This window comes from Terrabacter sp. 2RAF25, from assembly GCF_052115265.1.
GTDB lineage: Bacteria > Actinomycetota > Actinomycetes > Actinomycetales > Dermatophilaceae > Terrabacter.
The window spans coordinates 311,021-332,987 of sequence record NZ_JBFRGJ010000002.1; the positions used below are offsets into that span (position 1 = coordinate 311,021).

Genomic DNA, 21,967 nt, shown 5'->3' on the forward strand with positions numbered 1-21,967 from the left:
TGAAGGCATGAACCGACGTCCCACCCATCTCGCCCTCTCGGCCTTCGGCTGGGTCGGCTTCGCCTGCATCCTCGTGTGGACCATCGTCTTCCTGGCGATGGTCGGCATCCCGAGGACGGTCGACGCCCCGGCCCGCACGACCCCAGTGAGAGCGATCGCCGTCGACCTGGCCCTCCTGCTCCTCTTCGCCGTGCAGCACTCGGTGATGGCCCGACGGTCGGTCAAGGCACGGCTGGCCCGTCACGTCCCGGCTGCCCTCGAACGCACGACGTTCGTCCTCGCCACCAACCTCTGCCTGGCCCTGCTGCTCGCCCTCTGGGAGCCGTGGGGCGGAACGGTCTGGCACGTCGGGGGCCTCGTCGCCGTCGTGCTCTGGACGCTGTGCGCGGCCGGCTGGGTGCTCGCGGTCACGTCGACGTTCGCGGTCGACCACCTCGACCTGCTCGGCCTGCGCCAGGCCGGGTGGGCACGCCCGCGGCCTTTCGAGCCGTCGGGCGTCCTGCGCGTCGACGGCCTCCACGGCGTGGTGCGCCACCCCCTCATGACCGGCCTGCTCCTCGCGTTCTGGGCCACGCCGGAGATGGGTGCGGGCCACCTGCTCTTCGCCGTCGCCGCCACGGGCTACGTCGCCGTCGGCGTCACCTTCGAGGAACGCGACCTCCGGCGCACCTTCGGAGCGGCCTACGACGCGTATGCCGCCCGCGTCCCGGCGCTCCTCCCGCGCACCCGGGTGAGGCGCAGGGTCGCGGCCTCACGGTGAGCGAGCTCAGCGCGCCCTCGGTGGAAGGCACACGGCATACGCCCTCGGGAACGACGAACGGCGGCCACCCCCGTGGGGTGACCGCCGTCGACGTGCGAGCCGGAGCCGGGTCAGATGGTGACCTTGCCGCCGGGGGTGTCGAAGGTGACCGACAGCAGGCCGGGCGTGCCGTGCGGCGCGACGAAGGTGAAGTCGATGCCGCCCTTGTCGAACGTGTCCTCCGGGCCGAGCCACTCGCGCACGCGCTTGGGGTCACCGGCGATCTGGAGGTTGTCGATCGAGACGGCCGTGTCGGCGCCGGCGGACGGGTGGACCGTCATGTCGTCCCACTCGATGAAGTAGGGGACCTGCGGGTCGGCCATCAGGCCCTTGATGCCGAGCTGGCGCCACTTGAGCTCGGTGCCGTCGGGACGGTGCCGGTTGCCCGGGACCGACTCGCGGCCGAGGCGCTGCTCGACGACGGCGATGTCGTCGACCGCGACGACCCACCCGAGCCAGCCGCCGCCGGCCTCGGACGCGGCGCGCACGGCCTGGCCGAAGGGGGCCTTGTCGGAGGCCGGGTGGTCGAGCACCTCGACGACCTCGAGGTAGTGGTCCTTGGCCAGGGGGAAGATCACGTTGCGCGTGCCGAAACGGGGGTGCACCCCTCCGTCGACCGCGGAGACGCCGATGAGCTTCGACAGCCGGTCGGCGGTGGCCTTGAGGCCACCGGCCTCTGCTGCATAGGAGACGTGGTCAACTCGCATACAAGACATCGTGACACACGCCAAGGGGTGCTCTTGACCACCCCTCCCCTACCCCGCAGCGGCCGCCTCACGCGTCACACGGGCGTAACCTTCCCGTCATCGCGTATGCCGTCACGCGCCCTCTCGAGGGTCAGCGCAGGTCGCGCTGGCGCACCGCTTCGTAGAGCACGATGGCCGCCGAGGCTGCGACGTTGAGGCTGTTCGCCTTGCCGTGCATGGGGATTCGCACGCGGTGGGCGGCGGCCTCGAGGAGCGTCCGGTCGGCGCCGTGCTTTTCGCTGCCGACGGCGATGGCGACGCGTCCGGTGTAGTCGACGTCGGTGTGCAGCAGGTCGGTCTCGGGGGTGGTGACGACGAGGCTGATCTCGTTGGCCTGCAGCCAGGCGAGGGCGTCGGCAGTCGACGCGCTCGCGGCCGGCACGGCGAAGACGGTGCCCTTGCTCGCGCGGACGACGTTGGGGTTGCCCCAGTCGGTGACCGGGTCGGCCGCGACGACGGCATCGACACCGGCGGCGTCGGCGGTGCGGAGCATGGCGCCGAGGTTGCCCGGCTTCTCGACACCCTGGCTCAGCAGGGTGAGGTGGTCGGGCCCGTCGACGCGCAGGTCCGCGAGAGTGACGCCGACACGGTGGACGACGGCGATGAGCCCGTCGGGGCCCTCGCGGTAGCTGACCTTCTCGAAGGCGCTGCGGCTCAGGTGCACGACCTCGACGCGGTCGCTCCGCAGCCGGGCGAGCAGGTCGGTCTGGTGGCCGATGTCCTGGCTGCCGGCCCGGCCGGCCGGGCTGAAGAGCTCCTCGCAGACGTAGACGGCCCCCGGGCGCACACCCGCCGACAGAGCCAGACCGATCTCCTCGTAGCCCTCGACGAGGGTCTGGCCGGTCTCCTCGCGGGTGCGGCGGCGGCGCAGGCCGAGCAGGCTCTTGAGGCGCGGGTTGGTCGCGGACGTGATGGTCAGCTCGCGGGGCTTCTGGGGAGCGTTCGTCATGGCGCGCCCAGCATCCCACCCGCGGGTCACGAGTGCAGGTGCACGCACGCGCGGGGCTCGCCGAATTCTACCGCGAGCACCTCGTCGCCGGCTGAACGATGCCCGGCTCGCACGACCCCGCGCCGTCGGTGGGCGGGCGTAGCGTCGGAGCATGACCACCCTCGAAGGCCGCCCCAACACCGCGCTCCTCGTCGTCGACGTCCAGAACCAGGTCGTCGCCGACGCCTGGGACCGCGACGGTGTCATCGCCCGCATCAACACCCTCGTCGCCAAGGCGCGCAACGAGCACGTGCCGGTCATCTGGGTGCAGCACTCCGACGAGAACATGGCGGTCGACTCCGACGGCTGGCAGTACGTCCCCGAGCTCGTCCGCGACGAGGGTGAGCCGGTCGTGCACAAGCGCTACGGCGACTCGTTCGAGGACACCGACCTCGAGTCCCTGCTCGCCGAGCGCGCGGTCGGCCGGGTCGTCGTCACCGGAGCACAGACCGACGCGTGCATCCGCTCGACCCTGCACGGCGCGCTCGTCCGCGGCTACGACGCGACCCTGGTCGAGGACGCCCACACCACCGAGGACCTCCGCCAGTGGGGCGTTCCGGTCAGCCCCGAGCAGGTCATCGCGCACACCAACACCTACTGGAGCTGGTCCGAGGCTCCCGGTCGCAAGGGTGACGTGGCACCGGCGGCCGAGGTCGACTTCGGCGCTCGCTGAGCCCTGCGCCGGGGCTCACCCGCGGGCGCGTACGCGCCCGTACGCGTCGGGCCTGTCACGCGGCCGAGGCACCTCGGTGGCCGGCGCGCACCTCGCCCCGCCTAGGGTGTGGGCATGCTCGACAGGTTGGCCGAGCTGCCCTTCTGGCAGGCGTTCCTCGCGTTGTTCGCGAGCGCGATGGTGCGCTCCACCGGCACCTACTGGCTGGGCCACGGCGCGATCGCGAGCTGGCGCCGCTACCGCGGATCACATGGCGACCTGACGGCGCGCGCCGAGGACCTGCTGCGCCGACTGGGTCCCGTCGCCGTCACGCTCTCCTACCTGACCGTCGGCGTCCAGACCGCGATCCACCTGACGGCCGGCGTCATGCGGATGCCGTTGCGGTGGTACGTCCCGGCCGCCGTCCTCGGCTCGGTCATCTGGGCGGTGCTCTACGCGACGGTCGGCCTCGCCGTGGCGCAGGCCTGGCTCGCGGCCGAGGCCGGCTCGTGGTGGGGCATCGCCGTCGTCGCCGCGGCCGTGCTCGCCGTGGCCGCGTGGCTTCTCGCGCGGTCCCACGCCCGGTCCTCGGCGGCGTCGTCGTCGAGCGCACCCGAACACGATCCTGACGTGCGCGCGACGTCGGTGTGACTCTTCCGGGCCACCGCCTCACTACGCTGCGAGACGTGCCCGCCATGCCCGGCCCGAGCGCCGACCCCGGCCGCGGCCTCGTGCTCGTCGTCGAGGACGAGCCCGCGATCGCCGACGTGCTGCGCCTCAACCTGCGGGCGGCCGGCTACGGCGTCGCGGTCGTCGGCGACGGGGCGGCAGCGCTCGAGGCGACGCGCACCCTGCGGCCGAGCGCCCTGGTGCTCGACATCGGTCTTCCGACCCTCGACGGCATCGAGGTGTGCCGGCAGCTGCGGGGCCGCGGCGACTGGACCCCTGTGCTGTTCGTGACCGCGCGCGACGACGAGGTCGACCGCATCCTCGGCATCGAGCTCGGTGCCGACGACTACATCACCAAGCCGTTCTCGCCACGCGAGCTCGTGGCACGGCTGGGTGGTGTGCTGCGTCGGACCCGCGGGGACGTCGGCGCCCCCGACGTGCTCCGGGCGGGAGAGCTCACCGTCGACCTCACCAGCCACGAGGTGCGCGTCGCCGGCCGTGAGATTGCCCTGACCGCAACGGAGTTCGAGCTTCTGGCTCATCTGTTGCGCCGGCCAGGTGTCGTCTTCACCCGCGAGCAGCTGCTCAGCGACGTGTGGGGGTATGCCGCCACGGCTGGGGGCCGCACCGTGGACGTCCACGTCGCCCAGGTGCGCGCCAAGCTGGGTGACGCCAGCCCGATCCGCACCGTGCGCTCCGTCGGGTATGCCGCCGAGCGGGCTCCGCGTGTCGGCGTCGACGGCACACGGCCGGGTGCGTCGTGAGCCTCCCTCCCGCCTCGGCACCGGCCAGACACCCTGCGCCACAACCGCCCTCGCTCGGTCCTGGCCCCCTTGGCACCGTCGGGTCCCGTGGAACGCTCTCGCGGCGGATCGTGCTGCTGGCCGTGGGGATCGCCGTCCTCACGGCCCTGCTCGCGGGGCTGCTCGCCGTCGGGCTCACCCGCACCGCGGCCGACGACAGCGCCAGCAGGACGCTGTCGCGGATCGCCGACGCCGCCGCCGACCGCGCCGACGCCGGTGTCGTGGCGCGGACCTCGCAGACCAGGACGGTGCGGACGCTCGGGGTCCTGGGCATCGAGTCTGCGAGCGTCGGCCGCGGCGGAGCCGTCACCTCGACGAGCCGGATCGCCCGCCAGGCGCTGACGCCGGGGCGGCAGCAGCAGCTGCTCGCCGGGGGAACGGTGTCGGCCCGCGACGAGATCGACGGAGCCCTCGTGCTCGTCGAGGGCCGGCCGACCGATGCCGGCGGGATCGTGCTCGTGCAGCGGCGCAGCGACGCGACGGCCGACTCCGACCGGTTCGTGCGGCGGGTGCTCCTCGCCCTCGCCATCGCCGTGGTCGTCGCCGTCGTGGTCAGCGTGGCCCTCGCGCGACGGCTCTCGCGTCCGCTGCGGCGCACGGCCGACGCCGCCCACGCCCTCGCGGCCGGGCAGCGCGACGTGCGGGTCCCGGTCGAGGGGCCGGACGAGGTGGCCGAGGTGGCGAGCGCCCTCAACACCCTGTCCGGCTCGCTGTCCCGCTCGGAGAGGCGCCAGCGCGACTTCCTCCTGTCGGTCTCGCACGACCTGCGTACGCCGCTGACCGGCATCAGCGGCTACGCCGAGTCGCTCGCGAGCGGAGTCGTGCCATCCGACGACACGGCTCGCGTCGGTGGAGTCGTGCTCACCGAGGCCAAGCGCCTCGAACGCCTGGTCGGCGACCTGCTCGACCTCGCGCGGCTCGGCGCCGACCAGCCGAGCGTGGCCCCGGAACGCAGCGACCTCACCGCGCTCGGCCGTGAGCTGGACTCGGTGTGGGGCCGTCGCTGCGCCGCCGTCGGAGTGCCGTTCACCCTCGTCACCGGGGCCCCCGCGGTGTGGACCGTCACCGACCCGGCGCGGGTGCGCCAGCTCGTCGACGGCCTGCTCGAGAACGCCCTGCGGGTCACGCCGGCCGGCCGCCCGATCGTCGTCGAGGTGCGGGCCGAGCCGGGCTCCGACGTCGTCGAAGTGCGTGACGGCGGCCCCGGCCTCACCGACGACGACCTCGACGTCGCCTTCGAGCCCTCGGTGCTGCACGAGCGCTATCGCGGGTTGCGGCCGGTCGGCACCGGACTCGGCCTCGCCATCGTCGGCCGGCTCGCCGAGGTGCTGGGCGGCTCGGTCGAGGCGGGGCACGCCGCCGAGGGAGGTGCCCGCTTCACCCTGCGGCTCCCGGTCACGCGGCATACGCCGGCCCAGTCATTTGGCGCACCCCTGAAGGGCCCGTAGAATGGTTGACGAGGGGAGTACTTCCTCGCGCGCTCCGGTCAGTACGGCGGTCCCACGACCGCCCCGGTCCGCGGCCGGCATCGCCGGTGAAGGAGACCTCAGACGTCCAACGTTCTGAGGTCACCCATGCTCTCTGCCCTGGCGCCTGCCGCCACCGGACCCACGGCCCCGACCGCGTCGATCGGCACCCCCACCCTCTGGATCGCGACGATCGCGGGCGTGCTCGCCCTCTTCGTCATCGACTTCCTCATCACCCGCCGCCCGCACGACCCGAGCATGCGCGAGGCGCTCGGCTGGTCGGCCCTCTACATCGCCATCCCCCTGGTCTTCGGTGGCTGGCTCTGGTGGCAGTACGGCTCGCAGCAGGGGGTCGAGTACTACACCGGCTACATCGTCGAGAAGTCGCTCTCGGTCGACAACCTCTTCGTCTTCATCATCCTGCTGTCGGCCTTCGCCGTGCCGCGCGAGCTGCGCCAGCGGGTGCTGCTGATCGGCGTCGCGGGCGCCTCGTGCTGCGGGGCATCTTCATCGCCCTCGGCGCGCAGCTGATCGCGAGCTTCGCCTGGACCTTCCTGCTGTTCGGCGCCATCCTGCTCGCGACCGCGGTCAAGGTCGGTCGTGACGCCCTGTCGCACGAAGACCACAGCATCGACGTGGACCGGCTGCGCAGCGTGAAGCTGATCCGCCGCTTCTACCCCGTCACCGACGCGTATGCCGGCACGAACCTCACGGTCACGCGTGACGGTCGCCGGGCGCTGACGCCGCTCGCGCTCGTCGCCGTCGCCATCCTCGGCACCGACATCGTCTTCGCCATCGACTCGGTGCCCGCCGTCTACGGCATCACCGGCGACCCGTACCTCGTGTTCGCGACGAACGCCTTCGCCCTCCTGGGCCTTCGGGCTCTCTACTTCGTGCTGGAGAGCGCGCTCGCCAAGCTGGTCCACCTCGGCCACGGGCTCTCGCTCATCCTCGCCTTCATCGGCGTCAAGCTCGTGCTGCACTGGGCGGGGTCTGGCCCGGCGTGCCGCAGATCCCGACGCTGCTCTCGCTCGCCGTCATCCTCGGCATCCTCGCGGTCGTCACGGTGACGAGCCTCGTCGCGAACCGACGGGCCGCTCACCCGGTCGATGTGCTCAACGGTCACGGGTGACCGCCGAGCACATCGACTCAGTATCGGAAGACGACGACGCGAGCCGTCGGGTCCGTGTCGCCGACGCCGGTGACGAGGGCCTTGGAGCCCACCTTGATCGCCCCGATGGTCGAGGCGGCGCCCTTGCCGTGGGCGCGCCGGCGCACCGTCGTGTCCTTGCCCACGGCAAGGGTCAGCGAGAAGCCGTCCTTGGCCTTGACCGTGATCGAGGTGGAGGACACGGCGGTGACCTCGCCGCGGATGGCCTGGTGGGTGACCGCACCGTTCGACGACTCGGTGACCCACGTGGCGCGCAGGGCACGGACGAGCCTGGCGCGCAGCCCCTTCCGGTCGGGGGCGGCGGCGTGGGCCGTGTCGTTGGAGTCCGGGTTCTCGAGGGCGGCACTGACGAGCTCGACCGTGTCGCCGTCGGCGACCGGTTGCCTGGCCGCGGCCGCCTGTGGAGCGCCGGCCGCCTGCTCGGCGGGAGCGGCGGCGCCGACCGCCGTGTCGGTCGGGCCGACCTTCGAGCACGCCCCGAGGGTGAGGCTGCCGAGGACGAGGAGCGCAGCACCGACGGCGGTGGACGTGCGCGTGAGGTGGCGGGTGGATGGCGTCTGGTTCGTCATGCCAGCAACGCTCTCGCAGGCAGGTGAAGCGAGGGTCCGGGTCGTGTTCGGATCGTGTTCGGGCTGGTGTCGCTGGGCAAGGGCCAGGCCGGCAGCGCCTCGCCCGGGAAGCCCCCAGCAGGTCAGGTCTCGCCGGCGGCCCTCCTGAGGAGCAGCGCCCTCTCGGCGTCGTTCTGGGCCAGGTCGGCGGCGCGGGCGAACTCGGCCCGTGCCTCGTCGTCGCGCCCGAGCCGGGCGAGCAGGTCGCCGCGCACGCTCGGGAGCAGGTGGTAGCCGTCGAGCGCGTTGGCGGCCACCAGGGCGTCGACGACGACGAGCGCGTCGGCCGGGCCATCGGCGTACGACATCGCGACCGCGCGGTTGAGGTCGATGACCGGCGAGGGGCGCACCGTCCCGAGCCGTTCGTAGAGGGCGACGATCTGCGACCAGTCCGTGGCGTCGGCGGTGTGGGCGCGGGCGTGGCACGCGGCGATGGCCGCCTGAAGCAGGTAGGGACCGGGACCGGCCGAGGTGGCGAGCGACGAGGCACGGTCGAGTGCGGCGAGCGCGTGCCGGATCAGGCCCCAGTCCCACTTCGTGCGGTCCTGGTCGAGCAGCAGCACGGGCTCACCGTCGCGGCCGATGCGGGCACGGGTGCGCGACGCCTGGACCTCCATGAGCGCGAGCAGCCCGTGCACCTCGGGCTCGCCGGGTGCGAGGGCGGCCAGCACCCGACCGAGCCGGATCGCCTCCTCCATGAGGTCGCCACGCACCCAGTCGCGACCTGACGTGGCCGCATAACCCTCGTTGAAGATGAGGTAGACGACCTCCAGCACGGACGCGAGACGCGGCGCGAGGTCGGCGCCCGAGGGCACCTCGATGGTGACGCCGTCCTGGCTCAGCGTCTTCTTGGCCCGCGAGATGCGCTGTCCGATCGTCGGCTCGCTCGTGAGGAACGCGCGGGCGATCTCGCGCGTGGTGAGGCCGCCGATCATCCTCAGCGTCAACGAGATCCGTGCCTGGGCAGTGAGCGCCGGATGGCAGGCCGCGAAGATGAGACCCAGCACGTCGTCGTCGATGTCCTCGAGGGCAGCGTCGAAGTCGGACTCGGCCAGGTCGGCCACCCTGAGCTCTTCCATGTGTCCCACCTGCTGCAGCTTGCTCGCGAGGTTCACGTCGCGTCGGATGCGGTCGATGGCCCGCCGCCGCGCCGTCGCCGTGAGCCAGGCGCCGGGCTTCGTCGGGAGGCCGTCGCGCGGCCACTGCTCGAGCGCTTGCACGAAGGCGTCCTGGGCGAGGTCCTCGGCGAGGCCGACGTCGCCGACGACCCGGGCGACGACGGCGGTCACCTTGGCGGCCTCCATGCGCCACACCGCCTCGAGCGTGCGCTGCACCTCGTCGGGCGAGACGGCGTACGCGTTGGCCCGGGTGGGCGCGGAGGAGTCGTCAGCGGTGGCCTCGGTTGACACCCCGCCACTCTCGCACGCTCGAGAGGGGCGGGGCGGTCGTCAACGCGTTCAGCCGCCGGCGGCGATACGCGCCGCCTCGGCGCGCATCTGCTCCTCGCGCTCGATCATCTCCGGCGCGAGCACGGCGGCGAAGTCCTCGGGGACGTAGACCTGGCGCAGCTCGAGGGCCTGCCCGGGGTCGGGCACGCACGAGACCGGCCACTTCTTGAGCCACTCGATCGCCTCCTCGCGCGAGCTGACGTCGATGATCGTGAAGCCGGCGATGAGCTCCTTCGCCTCCGCGAACGGGCCGTCCGTGACGACCCAGTCGCCGTCCTCGTAGGTGACGCGGGCGCCCTTGGCGGACGGTTGCAGCCCCTGCCCGTCGACGAAGACGCCCGCCTTGAGCATCTCCTCGTTGTAGGCCTGCATGTCGGCGAACTGCCGCTCGCTGCCGCCCAGGCCCTGCTCGGTCTCGCCGTTGGCGGGGACGATGATCATGAAGCGCACGGTGGTCTCCTCTGTCGGTGCGGGGCCATCCCCGCCTCACCCCCACGTCGAACGGTGCCGACGCCTTTCGACACGGCAGCCGAGATCGCTGCCGATGCCGCGTCAGGGATGGCCTGTCTGCCCGATGCTGGCACGGACCTTGCTCGCGAACGTGCGGTAGAAGTCGGCGTTGCGCAGGTAGCGGTAGTGGTCGGTCGCCAGGGTTCCCGCCGCGAAGAACGCCGAGTCGTCGACGCCGTCGATGATGCCCTCGGCACGGAAGCTCAGCAGGTCGGCGTGGTCCCAGACGTTCCACCAGCCGCCGAGGTGCTCCGAGGGCGGGTAGGCCGTCGGGGCGGGACCGCGGTCGGGCTCGCTCTCGAGGAAGAGTCCGAGCTCCTCGAAGTAGCCGACCTGCAAGGCCGCAGCGCACCAGAAGTCGATGCGCACGCCTCGGTGCTCGGGCAGGCGCGGCAGGAAGTGGGTGACGATGTCGTAGACGACCTGACCTCCCATGCTGTGCGTGAGCACGACCAGCGGCTCGCCCCGGCTCCCGGCTGCGAAGGCGGCGGCCTCGAGCCCGGCCAGGACGCGCTCGACGATGGGCCCGGGCGACTGCGACGTGCCGCGCGTCGCGACGTAGGTCATGACGTCACCGAGGAAGACCGGCACGAAGTCCTCGACGGGGCGCCGCAGCGACGTGGCCATGTCTCTGAGCCGACGTATGCCGCGTGGCTCGGTGTCGACGGCGCCCTCGACCGCCTCGACCGCCTCGACCGCCTGAACCGCGGTCTCCGGGAGGTCTTGCGGACGTGAGACGAGGGACCGCCCCCCGAACGCGAACTGTGCACCGAGGTCGCCCCAGTAGACGCGCATGATCGGCACGCCGGCCGGGTCGTCCGAGATCGCGGGCGCGACGTGCTCGCGCAGGTGGGCCTGGATCGTGGGCCACGCCACCTCGCCGAATGCCCTTGTCGCACGGGTGAGCTCGGGTCGCCGCTCGTCGACGTCGCGCACGGCCACACCGTGGACGAAGACGATCGGCACGCGTACGGCCCGATCCTGGCTAGAGCTCGAGCCGGGCTGTGGCCGCCGACTGCACCCCGTCGCGGAACGGCACACCGTCACGCGCAGCCTGGGCGACGGCCTCGAGGATCGGGGCGAGCCCGTCGTCGTCGACGTGGCCCGCGACCTCGTCGGCGATCGCCTTGACCTGGTCGGGCGCGTTGCCCATGGCGACGCCCCAGGCCGCCCAGTGGAGCATCTCGAGGTCGTTGCGCTGGTCGCCGCAGGCCACGGTGTGGATCGGCTCGATCTGCAGCTGCCGGCGGACGAGCTCGAGGGCACTGGCCTTGGAGACGCCCTCGGGGTTGATGTCGAGCCACGCGGACCAGCCGACGGCGTAGGACACCCCGTGCAGGCCGGCGCGTTCGACGAGCTCCATGAATTCCTCTGCGGTGGCCTCGGGCTGGCGCAGCGTGACGCGCGTGACGGGGTGAGCGATCAGGTCGTCCCAGTCCACTTCACGGGACTCACCCATGAGCTCGCCGTCGGGGAAGTGCTTGCTCACCTTGAAGCCGATCCCGGGCTCCTCGACGGCGATCAGCGCGTCCGGGAGGGCCACACGCATCTTCTCCAGGACCGCACGCGGGTCGAAGGTGACCATGTCGATGATCGAGTAGCCCTCCGGCACATCGGGATCGACCTTCAGCGTCACGGCGCCGTTGGAGCAGACGGCATATCCCTGGCGCAGGCCGAGCGCCTCGAGGATCGGGGTCGTGGCGATGATCGAGCGGCCGGTCGCGACGACGACGGCGACGTCGTCGGGCAGGGCGCGCACGGCGTCACGCACGCGGTCGGACAGCTCGCCCATGTGGTTGAGGGTGGTGCCGTCGAGGTCGAGGGCGAGCAGTCGCTGAGCCATGCGCTCACCGTATCGTCCGGTTCGTGACGCTCCTGCAGCCCGGGCGGCTCGTCACCCGCGCGCCGCCCGTCGGCACCGGAAGGTCACCCGGAGGACACCGCGTCACTGTTGCGCTTGGTGCAACAGTGACGTAGCAACGCGCCCGAGTCACCCGCCCGCACTGCGTCACTGCTCCGCCCGGTGCAACAGTGACGTAGCGACGAGCCCGTGTCACCCGCCCGGACTACGTCACTGCTCCGCCCGGTGCAACAGTGACGTAGCAACGCGCCCGAGTCACCCGCCCGGACTACGTCAGTGCTCCGCCCGGTGCAACAGTGACGTAGCAACGAGCCCGTGTCACCCGCCCGGACTACGTCACTGCTCCGCCCGGTGCAACAGTGACGTAGCAACGAGCCCGAGTCACCCGCCCGGACTACGTCACTGCTCCGCCCGGTGCAACAGTGACGCGGCCAGCGCGAGCTCAGCCCAGGCGTCCGAGGGCGTCCTCGATGCCGCGGTGCAGCGTCGGGTAGGCGTAGATCATCGAGCGAAGCCGGTCGATCGGCACCTCACCGTGCACGGCGACGGCCAGCGCACCGAGCACCTCACCACCGGCCGGGCCCACCACCGTCGCACCGACGAGCACCCCGCGGTCGGCGTCGGCGACGACCTTGATCAGCCCGTCCGCCTTGGCGATCCAGCCGCGGGTCGTCTCGCCGAGCGGCGTGAGTCCTACCTTCACGTCGGAGAGCCTGTCGCGCGCCTCCGCCTCCGTCAGACCGACGGCACCGACCTCCGGATCGGAGAATGTGACGCGCGGTAGGGCGGCATACTCCGCGGGTGGTCCGTCGTCGCCGAGGACGTCGCGGATGACGACTCCCGCCTGGTACATCGAGACGTGCGTGAACGCGCCCTTGCCAGTGATGTCGCCGACCGCCCACACGCCGTCGGTGACGCGGCACCGCTCATCGACGGGCGCGGTGCGCGAGTCCTTCGCGACGCCGACCCGGTCGAGCCCGACGGCTGCGGGGTCGGCGTGACGACCGGCGGCCACGAGCAGCTGCTCCGACGACAGGCTCGACCCATCCGCCAGGGTCACGGTGAACGTCGACCCGTCGTGCGTGACCTTGTCGGCACCGACGCCTTCGCGGAGCTTCACCCCGTCGGCCTCGAGTGCCCTGCGCACCGCGTCGGACGCCTCGGGCTCCTCGTGCGCCACGATGCGCTCGCCGGCCTCGACGATGGTGACATCGACGCCGAATCGCGCCACGGCCTGGCCGAGCTCGCAGCCGATGGCGCCGCCTCCGAGGATGACGAGCGAGCCGGGCAGCTGCTTGGCCTCGATGATCTCGTGGTTGGTCCAGTAGGGGGTGGCGGCGAGTCCGTCGACCGGCGGGACCGCCGCTCGCGTGCCCGTGTTGACGACGATGCCCCTGGTCGCCGTGTAGGTCGTGCCGTCGACGTCGACCCGGCCGGGACCGGCGATGGTGCCCGTGCCACGGACGAACGTCGCACCCTTCGCGGTGAGGCGGTCGACGGCGACCCGGTCGTCCCAGTCGTCGGTGGCCTCGTCGCGGATCCGCGTGGCGACGACCGACCAGTCCGGGGTCACCGCGCCGACGGTGCCGGCGAGGCCGTCGACGCGGCGGGCCTCGGCGAGCGCGTCCGCGGCACGGATCATCATCTTCGACGGGATGCAGCCCCAGTAGGGGCACTCGCCGCCGACGAGGCGGTTGTCGATGCCGAGCACGCGCTGCCCGCGTTCGGCCAGCGTGCCGGCGACGTGCTCGCCACCCGGTCCGAGACCGATGACGATGACGTCGAACGTGTGGTCGGGTTCGGTGGCCATGCCACAGCCTTACCCGGTGGGCGCGTCGTGGAATGCCCTGGGCCGTATGCCGGTCGGCAGCACGGAGCTGCCTGGCAGCACGGCGGCCCGCAGCGGCGTCACCGCCCGTGACCCGCCGCTCCCTCGACGACTCGGAGTCCGCTGCGCGGAGCCGACGGGTAGCCGGTGTCGAAGTGCATGTAGTCGTGCCAGGAGTCGTTGCCGGACCAGTACCAGCGGAACGAGGTGATGACCGTCCAGGCCACGCCGCCGGACCGGATCGCGCCGGGCGCGGTGGCGGCCGCCGGTGGGTTGGGGTCCCACGTGCCGGTGCGGGGGTTGATGTAGGGGTTCTGCACCGGGTTGAAGTCGAGCGCCCGCCCCCAAGCGTGCGGCGAGTAGGCGTTGCTGGAGTTGGCCTCGGACGGCTTGCGGCAGTTCATGGCGGTCGACGCGTTGGCCATCGACGCGAGCCACTCCCAGCCGCCCCAGTTCTCGATGCCCTCGACGCGATGCATCTGGAAGTGCTTGGCGTAGAGCGCGTCGAAGATCTTCGCGGTGCTGCGCGCCACGTCCGCGTTGACGACGACGTAGCCCCGGTGGACCTTGCCGTCGAGACCCCAGTAGGGCACGTCCACACGGCGGAACGTCGTTCGGCCACCCGGGCAGACGCTCGGCCGCCACACACCGGCGGCGGTGATCCTGGCCCAGTGGGCATCGGTCAGCGTGTGCACGGCCGAGGGCGCGTACGCGGCGGTCGGTGGGGTGGCCGGCGTCCCGGAGCTCGTGAAGCCGTACGGAGCGGCGAGCACGGCGGCGGTGGCCGCGCTGGAGCGGCCGGTCGTCGTGTAGCCGGCACGGCGCCCGGTCACCGTCGCGGTGATGCGCGAGCCGAGATCGGCGGCGGTCAGGCGGTAGGTCCACGAGGTCCCTCCGGTGATGGCGGCGCCGTTGCGTCGCCACTGCACCCCGAGCGTTGCCGTCGGTGACCACGCGGCTGACGACGCGCGCACCACCCAGCCCACCCTGATCAGCCGGCCCGACACCGTGGGGGTCTGGGCGGTGGCGAAGGGGCGGGTCACCGTGTGCGCGGCGCTGGTGCGCGCGGCCGCGAGGTAGCCCGTGCGCCGGGCGGTCACGGTCACCGAGAGCGACCGGCCGAGGTAGCCGGTCGGGATGACGAACGAGGCTCCCGTGGCTCCGGCCACGGCCACCCCACCGACTCGCCACTGGTAGCCCAGCACGGCGGACGGCGACCAGGTGCCGGCGGCGGCACGGACCGTCGAGCCGATCTGCACGACACCACTGATCGCCGGGGTGGGTGCAGTGGCGAAGACGCCGTAGTCGACGGCGGCCGTGGGCGCCGAGGTCGTCGTCACCGGGACATAGCCGGTGCGGGTGCCCCTGACCTGGACCGACAGGTGCTTGGTCCGGTCTGCGGACTGGAGCGTGTAGGTGTGCGCGGTCGCGCCGGCGATGGCGATGCCGTCGGCGCGCCACTGGTAGGTCAGGGTGGCCGCCGGTGACCAGGTGCCGGGGGCGGCCGTCAGCACCCGCCCGACCCGAAGGGTGCCCGTCACCGTCGGTGTGCCCACCGGTGAGATGACGCCCGGGGCCACGGGACCCACGGTGGCGGTGGCGGTGGTGTCGGGCTGCCCGGCCTGCCGGCCCGTGGCCGTGACGGTGACCCTGGCCCCGAGGAGGTCCGGGGTCAGCGACAGACGGGCGGCGACACCGGGCAGCAGCAGGCCGTCGGCCGCCCACGCATACGCGATGACGTCGCCCGCGGGGAAGCCGACGGGCTCGGCCGTCAGCTCGCCGCCCACCTGCACCGGACCGACGAGGGTGACCGCGGGCGTCCCGACGGCCACTCCCCCCGCGGCGCTCACCGCGGTGCCCGCGGGCGTGAGGGACGGCTCCGCGGGGACGAGCGCAGCGGCGCTTCCCGTGGACGTGGTCGACGCCGCGAGAACGCACAGCGCCACCACGACGACCCTCACCTGCAATCCCCGCATGGCACACCCCTTGTCACCTGTCGGACGGCCTCGCGACCGCTGCCCTCACGGCGAGGTCTGCCACAAACCATAGGAAAACGGACAGCAGCTCGGGCGACAGTTGCGTCGACTCGTCGGCCCCGCAACGGAATGGGTGCACAGCTCTCGGACACGACGCCGCGATGGAGGCAGGTCGGCCTACGCTCCGGTGCCATGACGGTGACGGCGCTGGTGCTGCTCGGTGTGGCCGCGCTGCTCGTCGGGTTCGCCAAGACCGCCATCGGCGGGGTCGGCAGCGTCGCCGTCGCGATCTTCGCCCTCGTGCTGCCGACGCGGGAGTCCACGGCCGCGATCCTCCTGCTGCTGCTCGTCGGCGACGTGGTCGCCGTGTGGCACTACCGTCGCGACGCCGACTGGCGGCTGATCCGCCAGCTCGTGCCCGCGGTGCTGCCCGGGCTCGCGCTCGGAGCCGTGTTCCTCGCGTGGGTCGACGACACGACTCTGCGCCGCACGATCGGCCTCCTGCTGCTCGTGCTCGCCGCCCTCCAGCTCGTGCTCGCGTGGCGCTCGACCGACACGTCACGGGTCGGCGCGTCGCGGGCCGCGGCGATCGGCACCGGCGCTGCGGCCGGGTTCGCGACGATGACGGCGAACGCCGCGGGTGCCGTGATGACGCTCTACCTCGTCGCCCAGGGCGTCGAGAAGCGGCGCTTCCTCGGCACGAGTGCCCTCTTCTTCTTCGGGGTCAACCTGTGCAAGCTGCCCTTCAGCGTCGGGCTCGGGCTCTTCGACGCCGAGACGGTGAGGCGTACCGCCCTGCTCGTGCCGTTCGTGCTCGTCGGCACCTGGGTGGGACTGCACACGGCGCGGCGGCTGAGCCAGAGCCGCTTCGACCAGGCGGTGCTCGCGGCCACCGTCGTCTCGGCCGTGGCCCTCGTGGTCCGCTGAGGCCCGAGCGTCACAGCGCGCCACCGAGCGCGGTTTCAGCTGGGGTGCAGGCGTGCCGGGAGGTTGTGGGGCGTGACGACCTCGACGTGCGCCGCGACCGAGGTGGGCGCACCGGGCAGCACGTGGTGGGCCCGCAGGACCTGACGCAGCGCACGGCGCATGTCGGCACGCAGGTCGTGGTGCAGCACCACGTCGAGCACTCCGGAGCCCAGCAGCTCGACGTTGTCGGCGTCGAGGTCGTGCGCGACGAAGACGCGGCACTCCCTGCCTACATGCTCGAACTCCCTTGCGATGGAATGGTTTCCGCCGCCGACGGAGTAGACGGCACCGATCTTCGGGTCGAGCCCGAGAGCCTCCCGGGCCGTGGCCGCGAGCGTCGCGTCGAGGCCGTCCGTGTCGCTGACGACGGTCGTCCGCAGCGTCGGGGCGTCCCGCGCGAGCTGGCCGACGAACGCGTCGACCCGCTCGCGCTCGCCGAAGAACGTCGACCTGCTCATCGTCACGAGCACGGTGCCGCGCGAGGGCCCGAGCCAGCGCGAGACGAGGTAGGCGGCCGTGCGTCCCGCCGCAGCATTGTCGAGGCCGATGTATGCCGCCCTCCCGGAGTCGTGCACGTCCGTGACCAGGGTGACGACCGGGATGCCGCGCGCCGCGACCCGTCGTGCGGCCGCCGCGACGTCGGGGTCGTCCGGGGCCTTGAGCAGCACGCCGTGCGAGACCCGACCACGGCCGCCGACGGCGTCGAGCGAGGCGACCGCCGCGGCCGGGTCGGCGCTCTCGCGGACGTCGAACCGGGCCCGCACCACCGCCGGCCGGACCGCCGGCAGCTCGGCCTCCAGGGCGGTCCGCACCGCCGCAGAGAAGCGCTCCGGCGCCTGCATGACGACATCGACGATGAAGGTCTTCGCCGCGATGCGCACCTGCGACTGCTGCCGGTCGAGGTCGAGGACGGCCTGCTCGACGGCGCGCACGGCCCGGACGCTCGCAGTGCCCCGGCCGTGCAGCACCCGGTCGACCGTCGCCTCGGACAGCCCGGACTGCTCCGCGATGTCGCGCACGCGGTGGGTCCGGGACTGACGTCGTGCCATTGACCCACGGTAAGCGGACTGATGGCTTTCTGATGGGTTTCGGTCGGTTCGCGTGGGCGCGCGGATCCCATGCTGGGAGCAGACCCACCACCCCAACACCGTCGAGGAGGACGTCGTGACCAGCACCGCCGACACCACGCGCCGCAGCCCGCACTGGCTGCTCCCCGAGGACTGCCGCCTCGACGACCTGCTCGAGGTCCTCGCCGACCGAGCCCGGCCTGGCGACTACCCGCACGCGACCCGGCTCGAGCGCGACGTCGTCGTCTACGAGACGAACGCGCTGGACGGCATACGCAATGACCCTTCGGTGCGACGCGACCTGCTCGCAGAGCTGGCGCGGGCGCTGTCGGACGGGCCCGGCATCATCGTGTTCGAGCACGCGTTCGCTCACGACACGGTCGACCGCGTCACGGCTGCGTTCGACGCCATGATCCTCGAGCAGGATTCTGCTGGAACGCAGTCCGGTGACCACTTCGGCAAGCCGGGCTCGAACGACAGAGTCTGGAACGCCCTCGAGAAGCTCGCCGTGGCGGACCCTGAGGCCTTCGTCGACTACTACGCCAACGACGTCGTCGCCCTGGCTGCGACCGCCTGGCTCGGACCCGGCTACCAGGTCACGTCGCAGGTCAACGTCGTGAACCCCGGCGGCGCGGGCCAGACGGTGCATCGCGACTACCACCTCGGGTTCCAGAGCGACGAGGTCTGCGCGCACTACCCGTCACACGTGCACGCCCTGTCGCAGGTGCTGACGCTGCAGGGCGCGGTCGCCCACTGCGACATGCCCGTCGAGTCCGGCCCGACGCTCTACCTGCCGCACAGCCAGAAGTACGCGCACGGCTACGTCGCCTACCAGCGGCCCGAGTTCCAGGCGTACTTCGTCGAGCACCACGTGCAGCTACCGCTCGCGAAGGGCGACGCGGTCTTCTTCAACCCGGCGCTGTTCCACGCCGCCGGCTCGAACCACTCCGCCGGCATCCGGCGCATGGCGAACCTGCTGCAGATCTCGTCGGCATTCGGGCGGGCCATGGAGTCGGTCGACCGGCAGCGCGTCGTCGAGGCGGTGTTCCCGGCGCTGGCGGCGTCCCGGGCAGGCGGGATGTCAGAGTCCGGCGTCGCGAACGTCGTCGCAGCCAGCGCAGAGGGCTACGCGTTCCCGACCAACCTCGACCGCGACCAGCCGATCGGTGGCCTGGCCCCGCCGAACCAGGCCGACGTGGTGCTGGCGGCTCTCGCCGACGGGACGAGGGCCGCCGAGCTGCACCAGCGGCTCGAGACCCAGGGCGAGGCCCGCCGCACCCACTGACCCCGGCCCGTTCGAGGTATGTGCGCGTCAGATGTGACGCGGAGACACCTCGAACGGTTGGCGAGGTCAGAGCGTGAAAGCGTCGCGGAAGCGCTTGAGCGCCAGCTCCGGGTCACCTGACGCCCAGGCCTCGAGGCCGACCGTGCCGCGGTATCCCATCTCGGCGAGGGCGCGGGCGACAGCCGGGTAGGCGATCTCGCCGGTGCCGGGCTCGCAGCGTCCGGGCACGTCGGCGACCTGGATCTCGCCGATCCACGGCAGCGCCCGTCGGCAGAGCTCGACGAGGTTCCCCTCGCCGATCTGGGCGTGGTAGAGGTCGAGCATCAGCCGCAGGTGCGGGCTGTCGACCGACTCGACGAGGGCGAGGCAGTCGGCCGCGCGAGCGAACGGCACCCCGGGGTGGTCGACCTCGGTGTTGAGGTTCTCGAGGACGAACTGCACGCCCTCGCGCTCCCCCAGCGCGGCGATGCGGGCGAGCGTGGCGCGGGCGGTCAGCCACATCTGACCTGTCACGTCGTGTGCCGGCTGCACCGGGAGGCCCCGGCCGTCGAGTCCCGTTCCATGCAGGTTGAGGCGGGGGATGCCGAGGCGCTGGGCCACCGGCACCGACTCGGCAGCGGTCGCGAGCAGCTCGTCGGCGCCCTCACGATCAGCGAGGCGGCCGCGCACGTAGCCGGTCATCGACGAGTAGACGACACCCTCGTCACGCAGGGACACGAGCGCGTCGGTGTCGTGCCTGGTCCAGTCCCAGATCTCGACGGCGAAGCCGAGCTCGTGGATGCGGCGCACCCGCTCGACGACCGGAAGGTCGACGAAGACCATCTCCGAGCTGACGGCGAGCGTGAACGGGGTGTCCGTCGTGGCCTCGGCTGCGGTGCTCATGCGACCACTTCGCGGTCTGCGTCGCGCACGGCCACGGTCGAACCGGTCTCGTACGCCTCGATGCAGGCGAGCGCGATCCGCAGCGCCGCGCGGGCGTCGTGACCGCCGACGAGCGTGGGCCCGCCAGAGCGGACGGCACGACAGAACGCGGCGAGCTCGGCGGCGTACGCGTCGCCCATGAGGTCGGTGTCCTGCCGCGCGGTGGGGGCGGCGACGCCGTCGCTCGTCCAGATCGTCGTGCTCAGGTGCGCTGGGGTCCCGGCCTGGACCATGCCGGCCGAGCCGAACACCTCACCGCGCACGTCGTAGCCGTACGCCGCGGAGAAGCTCGCCTCGGCGACGGCGATCGCACCGTTGTCGTAGCGGATCGTCACGACTGCGGTGTCGAGCAGGCCGCCGTCCTTGAACTCGGGCGCGACGAGAGCGTCAGCAATGACACCCACCTCGACGGCACGGGCGCCCGCGTTGAACCAGTTGAGTGCATCGAAGTCGTGGATGAGGGTCTGCGTGAAGATCGTCCACGGCGGCACGGCACCGGGGCTCGCGAGCCCGGGGTCGCGGGTCAGCGAGCGGAGCAGCTGCGGCGTCCCGATGCGCCCGGCGGCGACGGCGTCGTGGGCGACCGCGAAGTCGCGGGCGAAGCGGCGGTTGAAGCCCACCTGCAGAGGTGTGCCGGCTGCCTCCGCTGCGGCGATCGCGCGGTCGGCGTCGGCGAGGCTCATCGCCATCGGCTTCTCGACGAAGACGGCCTTGCCCGCCTGCGCCGCGGCGACGACGAGGTCGGCATGGGCCGTGCTCGCACAGGTGATCGCGACCGCCTCGAGGCGCTCGTCGTCGATGAGGACCATGGGGTCGGTGAGCCACTCGACGCCGAGCTGCTCGCCGAGGCGGCGGGCGTTGGCCTCGAACGGGTCGGCGACGGAGACCAGCTCGGCCTCCGCAAGGCGGCGGGAGAGGGTCGTGGCGTGGTGGGTGCCGATGCGGCCGCAGCCGATGAGGCCGATGCGGACGGGGTCCTGCACAGTCATGGGAAACTCCTTCGATTCACGCAACTAGAGCGCTCTAGTACACCAGTGAAGAGCCTCGCCTCCCCGACCGTCAAGAGGTTCGGCGCAGATTCTCTGGAGCGCTCTAGACTTTCGATCCATGACCGGGACCCGCGTGACCATGGAGGACGTCGCTGCGCGGGCTGGTGTCTCGCGTGCCCTCGTCTCCATCGTCTTCCGCGGGGTCGCCGGCGCCTCCGACGAGACCCGGGCGCGAGTGCTCGAGGCGGCGCGCGAGCTCGACTACCGGCCCGACACCCGCGCGAGCCGGTTGGGACGCGGACGCACCCGGATGCTCGGCGTGACCTTCGCCGTCGGGCACGCTTTCCACGGTGAGCTGCTGGGCAGCCTGTACTCGGAAGCCGATGCGGCGGGCTACGAGGTCGTGCTCAGCGGCGTGGCGCCCGACCGCGACGACCAGGCGGCGGTGGACACGCTGCTCGCGGAGCGGTGCGAGGGACTCATCCTGCTGGGCAGCGGCCTCAGCTCGCCCGACCTGCGACGACTCGGCGCGCGACTGCCAGTGGTGAGCCTGCTTCGCCCCGTTCGCGACGCGCCGGTGGACGTCGTGCGCACCGACGACTCGCTCGGTCTGAAGCTCGCGGTGGAGCACCTTCGCAGCCTCGGGCACCAGCACGTCGCGCTGCTCGACGGTGGCCGCGCACCCGGTGCAGCCGAGCGCCGGCAGGGCTACCGCCGTGGCCTCCGGGCCGCGCCCGCGCTCGGCGAGACCGTGCTCGCCGGCGGACTGAACGAGCTCGACGGAGCACACGCCGCGGAGGCCTACCTGGCCCTCGGCGCCGACCGCCCGACCGCCGTCGCGGCGTTCAACGACCGGTGCGCCCTCGGCTTCGTCGACGTCGTGCGGCAGGCCGGTCTGCGCGTCCCCGAGGACGTGTCGGTGGTCGGCTTCGACGACATCGAGCAGGCGGCCTACCCCCACGTGTCACTGACGACGGTGCGCCAGGACGCCGCTCGTCTCGGAGCCGAGGCCGTCCGCGCAGTGACGGCGCGCCTCGACGCCCCGCCCGCCGGCGCGGCTGATCCGCCTGGTTCGAGCCATCCCAACGAGGCGTCGATGCCGACTGGAGCCGTCATCGAGCCGGAGCTCGTCGTGCGCCGCAGCACGGCGCCCCCTGCCTCGCCCGGTAGGCCCTCATGACCTGGCCCGACCGAGGCCCGGATGTGCGCGACGG

General features: G+C 72.4%; 20 protein-coding genes and 1 pseudogene. 9 read left to right on the forward strand and 12 right to left on the reverse strand.

The features are described from left to right. Window positions 1-7 precede the first annotated feature (7 nt). Window positions 8-760 carry a methyltransferase family protein gene (locus tag AB4091_RS04655; RefSeq protein WP_442290557.1) on the forward strand — a complete coding sequence of 251 codons (753 nt, stop codon included), beginning with the start codon at window positions 8-10 and terminating at the stop codon, window positions 758-760. A gap of 110 nt (window positions 761-870) precedes the next feature. Here AB4091_RS04655 and AB4091_RS04660 read toward each other — a convergent pair whose 3' ends face one another. Both AB4091_RS04660 and AB4091_RS04665 read right to left on the reverse strand, forming a co-directional pair. Next, window positions 871-1,506: a VOC family protein gene (locus tag AB4091_RS04660; protein ID WP_442290558.1), complete on the reverse strand. Its 636-nt coding sequence runs from the start codon at window positions 1,504-1,506 to the stop codon at window positions 871-873. A 130-nt stretch (window positions 1,507-1,636) separates the two neighbouring features. Beyond that, window positions 1,637-2,494 carry a TrmH family RNA methyltransferase gene (locus AB4091_RS04665; RefSeq protein WP_442290559.1) on the reverse strand — a complete coding sequence of 286 codons (858 nt, stop codon included), beginning with the start codon at window positions 2,492-2,494 and terminating at the stop codon, window positions 1,637-1,639. Window positions 2,495-2,645: 151 nt separating this feature from the next. Between AB4091_RS04665 and AB4091_RS04670 the strand changes: the two genes are divergently transcribed. From AB4091_RS04670 to AB4091_RS04690, 5 genes and pseudogenes are all read left to right on the forward strand, one after another. Beyond that, on the forward strand, window positions 2,646-3,206 hold the full coding sequence (locus AB4091_RS04670; RefSeq protein WP_442290560.1) for a cysteine hydrolase family protein: 561 nt from the start codon (window positions 2,646-2,648) through the stop codon (window positions 3,204-3,206). A 114-nt stretch (window positions 3,207-3,320) separates the two neighbouring features. Then, window positions 3,321-3,836 (forward strand): DedA family protein, encoded by a 516-nt coding sequence (locus AB4091_RS04675; protein ID WP_442290561.1) that lies wholly within the window; start codon window positions 3,321-3,323, stop codon window positions 3,834-3,836. A gap of 44 nt (window positions 3,837-3,880) precedes the next feature. After that, window positions 3,881-4,618: a response regulator transcription factor gene (locus tag AB4091_RS04680; protein WP_442291389.1), complete on the forward strand. Its 738-nt coding sequence runs from the start codon at window positions 3,881-3,883 to the stop codon at window positions 4,616-4,618. Window positions 4,619-4,740: 122 nt separating this feature from the next. Beyond that, window positions 4,741-6,105, forward strand: a complete 1,365-nt coding sequence (locus AB4091_RS04685; RefSeq protein ID WP_442290562.1) for an ATP-binding protein — start codon at window positions 4,741-4,743, stop codon at window positions 6,103-6,105. Window positions 6,106-6,381: 276 nt separating this feature from the next. Then, a pseudogene (locus AB4091_RS04690) lies at window positions 6,382-7,193 on the forward strand (TerC/Alx family metal homeostasis membrane protein). 79 nt (window positions 7,194-7,272) lie between these two features. Here the strand turns inward: AB4091_RS04690 and AB4091_RS04695 are convergent. The 7 genes from AB4091_RS04695 to AB4091_RS04725 form a co-directional block, all read right to left on the reverse strand. Continuing rightward, complete coding sequence (locus tag AB4091_RS04695) at window positions 7,273-7,863, reverse strand: hypothetical protein (RefSeq protein WP_442290563.1); 591 nt, start codon at window positions 7,861-7,863, stop codon at window positions 7,273-7,275. A gap of 122 nt (window positions 7,864-7,985) precedes the next feature. Next, window positions 7,986-9,206, reverse strand: a complete 1,221-nt coding sequence (locus AB4091_RS04700; protein WP_442291390.1) for an RNA polymerase sigma factor — start codon at window positions 9,204-9,206, stop codon at window positions 7,986-7,988. A gap of 153 nt (window positions 9,207-9,359) precedes the next feature. Next, on the reverse strand, window positions 9,360-9,791 hold the full coding sequence (locus AB4091_RS04705) for a YciI family protein (RefSeq protein ID WP_442290564.1): 432 nt from the start codon (window positions 9,789-9,791) through the stop codon (window positions 9,360-9,362). Between the two features lie 111 nt (window positions 9,792-9,902). After that, window positions 9,903-10,826, reverse strand: a complete 924-nt coding sequence (locus AB4091_RS04710) for a hypothetical protein (RefSeq protein WP_442290565.1) — start codon at window positions 10,824-10,826, stop codon at window positions 9,903-9,905. Between the two features lie 19 nt (window positions 10,827-10,845). Continuing rightward, window positions 10,846-11,703, reverse strand: a complete 858-nt coding sequence (locus tag AB4091_RS04715; RefSeq protein ID WP_442290566.1) for an HAD family hydrolase — start codon at window positions 11,701-11,703, stop codon at window positions 10,846-10,848. A gap of 460 nt (window positions 11,704-12,163) precedes the next feature. Further along, window positions 12,164-13,531 carry a dihydrolipoyl dehydrogenase family protein gene (locus AB4091_RS04720; protein WP_442290567.1) on the reverse strand — a complete coding sequence of 456 codons (1,368 nt, stop codon included), beginning with the start codon at window positions 13,529-13,531 and terminating at the stop codon, window positions 12,164-12,166. 98 nt (window positions 13,532-13,629) lie between these two features. Continuing rightward, window positions 13,630-15,525, reverse strand: a complete 1,896-nt coding sequence (locus tag AB4091_RS04725) for a M15 family metallopeptidase (protein WP_442290568.1) — start codon at window positions 15,523-15,525, stop codon at window positions 13,630-13,632. 192 nt (window positions 15,526-15,717) lie between these two features. On the opposite strand from AB4091_RS04725, the gene AB4091_RS04730 reads away from it, so the two are divergent. Further along, window positions 15,718-16,452, forward strand: a complete 735-nt coding sequence (locus AB4091_RS04730; protein ID WP_442290569.1) for a sulfite exporter TauE/SafE family protein — start codon at window positions 15,718-15,720, stop codon at window positions 16,450-16,452. 35 nt (window positions 16,453-16,487) lie between these two features. On the opposite strand, the gene AB4091_RS04735 is transcribed toward AB4091_RS04730, so the two are convergent. After that, window positions 16,488-17,540, reverse strand: coding sequence for a LacI family DNA-binding transcriptional regulator (locus tag AB4091_RS04735; protein WP_442290570.1), 1,053 nt, complete (start codon window positions 17,538-17,540; stop codon window positions 16,488-16,490). A 115-nt stretch (window positions 17,541-17,655) separates the two neighbouring features. On the opposite strand from AB4091_RS04735, the gene AB4091_RS04740 reads away from it, so the two are divergent. Continuing rightward, the gene (locus tag AB4091_RS04740; protein ID WP_442290571.1) at window positions 17,656-18,843 is read left to right on the forward strand and encodes a phytanoyl-CoA dioxygenase family protein; all 1,188 of its coding nucleotides are present in this window, start codon (window positions 17,656-17,658) and stop codon (window positions 18,841-18,843) included. Window positions 18,844-18,909: 66 nt separating this feature from the next. Here AB4091_RS04740 and AB4091_RS04745 read toward each other — a convergent pair whose 3' ends face one another. After that, on the reverse strand, window positions 18,910-19,725 hold the full coding sequence (locus AB4091_RS04745) for a TIM barrel protein (protein ID WP_442290572.1): 816 nt from the start codon (window positions 19,723-19,725) through the stop codon (window positions 18,910-18,912). Continuing rightward, complete coding sequence (locus AB4091_RS04750; protein WP_442290573.1) at window positions 19,722-20,753, reverse strand: Gfo/Idh/MocA family oxidoreductase; 1,032 nt, start codon at window positions 20,751-20,753, stop codon at window positions 19,722-19,724. Before AB4091_RS04750 ends, AB4091_RS04745 begins: the two co-directional genes overlap by 4 nt. A 118-nt stretch (window positions 20,754-20,871) precedes the next feature. Between AB4091_RS04750 and AB4091_RS04755 the strand changes: the two genes are divergently transcribed. After that, window positions 20,872-21,933 carry a LacI family DNA-binding transcriptional regulator gene (locus AB4091_RS04755; RefSeq protein WP_442290574.1) on the forward strand — a complete coding sequence of 354 codons (1,062 nt, stop codon included), beginning with the start codon at window positions 20,872-20,874 and terminating at the stop codon, window positions 21,931-21,933. Window positions 21,934-21,967 lie beyond the last annotated feature (34 nt).

Coding starts and splice junctions, on each gene's coding strand:
- AB4091_RS04655 (WP_442290557.1), top strand. CDS start 8: ATGAACCGACGTCCCACCCATCTCGCCCTCTCGGCCTTCGGCTGGGTC.
- AB4091_RS04660 (WP_442290558.1), bottom strand. CDS start 1,506: ATGCGAGTTGACCACGTCTCCTATGCAGCAGAGGCCGGTGGCCTCAAG.
- AB4091_RS04665 (WP_442290559.1), bottom strand. CDS start 2,494: ATGACGAACGCTCCCCAGAAGCCCCGCGAGCTGACCATCACGTCCGCG.
- AB4091_RS04670 (WP_442290560.1), top strand. CDS start 2,646: ATGACCACCCTCGAAGGCCGCCCCAACACCGCGCTCCTCGTCGTCGAC.
- AB4091_RS04675 (WP_442290561.1), top strand. CDS start 3,321: ATGCTCGACAGGTTGGCCGAGCTGCCCTTCTGGCAGGCGTTCCTCGCG.
- AB4091_RS04680 (WP_442291389.1), top strand. CDS start 3,881: ATGCCCGGCCCGAGCGCCGACCCCGGCCGCGGCCTCGTGCTCGTCGTC.
- AB4091_RS04695 (WP_442290563.1), bottom strand. CDS start 7,863: ATGACGAACCAGACGCCATCCACCCGCCACCTCACGCGCACGTCCACC.
- AB4091_RS04700 (WP_442291390.1), bottom strand. CDS start 9,206: ATGGAGGCCGCCAAGGTGACCGCCGTCGTCGCCCGGGTCGTCGGCGAC.
- AB4091_RS04705 (WP_442290564.1), bottom strand. CDS start 9,791: ATGATCATCGTCCCCGCCAACGGCGAGACCGAGCAGGGCCTGGGCGGC.
- AB4091_RS04715 (WP_442290566.1), bottom strand. CDS start 11,703: ATGGCTCAGCGACTGCTCGCCCTCGACCTCGACGGCACCACCCTCAAC.
- AB4091_RS04720 (WP_442290567.1), bottom strand. CDS start 13,531: ATGGCCACCGAACCCGACCACACGTTCGACGTCATCGTCATCGGTCTC.
- AB4091_RS04725 (WP_442290568.1), bottom strand. CDS start 15,525: ATGCGGGGATTGCAGGTGAGGGTCGTCGTGGTGGCGCTGTGCGTTCTC.
- AB4091_RS04730 (WP_442290569.1), top strand. CDS start 15,718: ATGACGGTGACGGCGCTGGTGCTGCTCGGTGTGGCCGCGCTGCTCGTC.
- AB4091_RS04735 (WP_442290570.1), bottom strand. CDS start 17,540: ATGGCACGACGTCAGTCCCGGACCCACCGCGTGCGCGACATCGCGGAG.
- AB4091_RS04745 (WP_442290572.1), bottom strand. CDS start 19,725: ATGAGCACCGCAGCCGAGGCCACGACGGACACCCCGTTCACGCTCGCC.
- AB4091_RS04750 (WP_442290573.1), bottom strand. CDS start 20,753: ATGACTGTGCAGGACCCCGTCCGCATCGGCCTCATCGGCTGCGGCCGC.
- AB4091_RS04755 (WP_442290574.1), top strand. CDS start 20,872: ATGACCGGGACCCGCGTGACCATGGAGGACGTCGCTGCGCGGGCTGGT.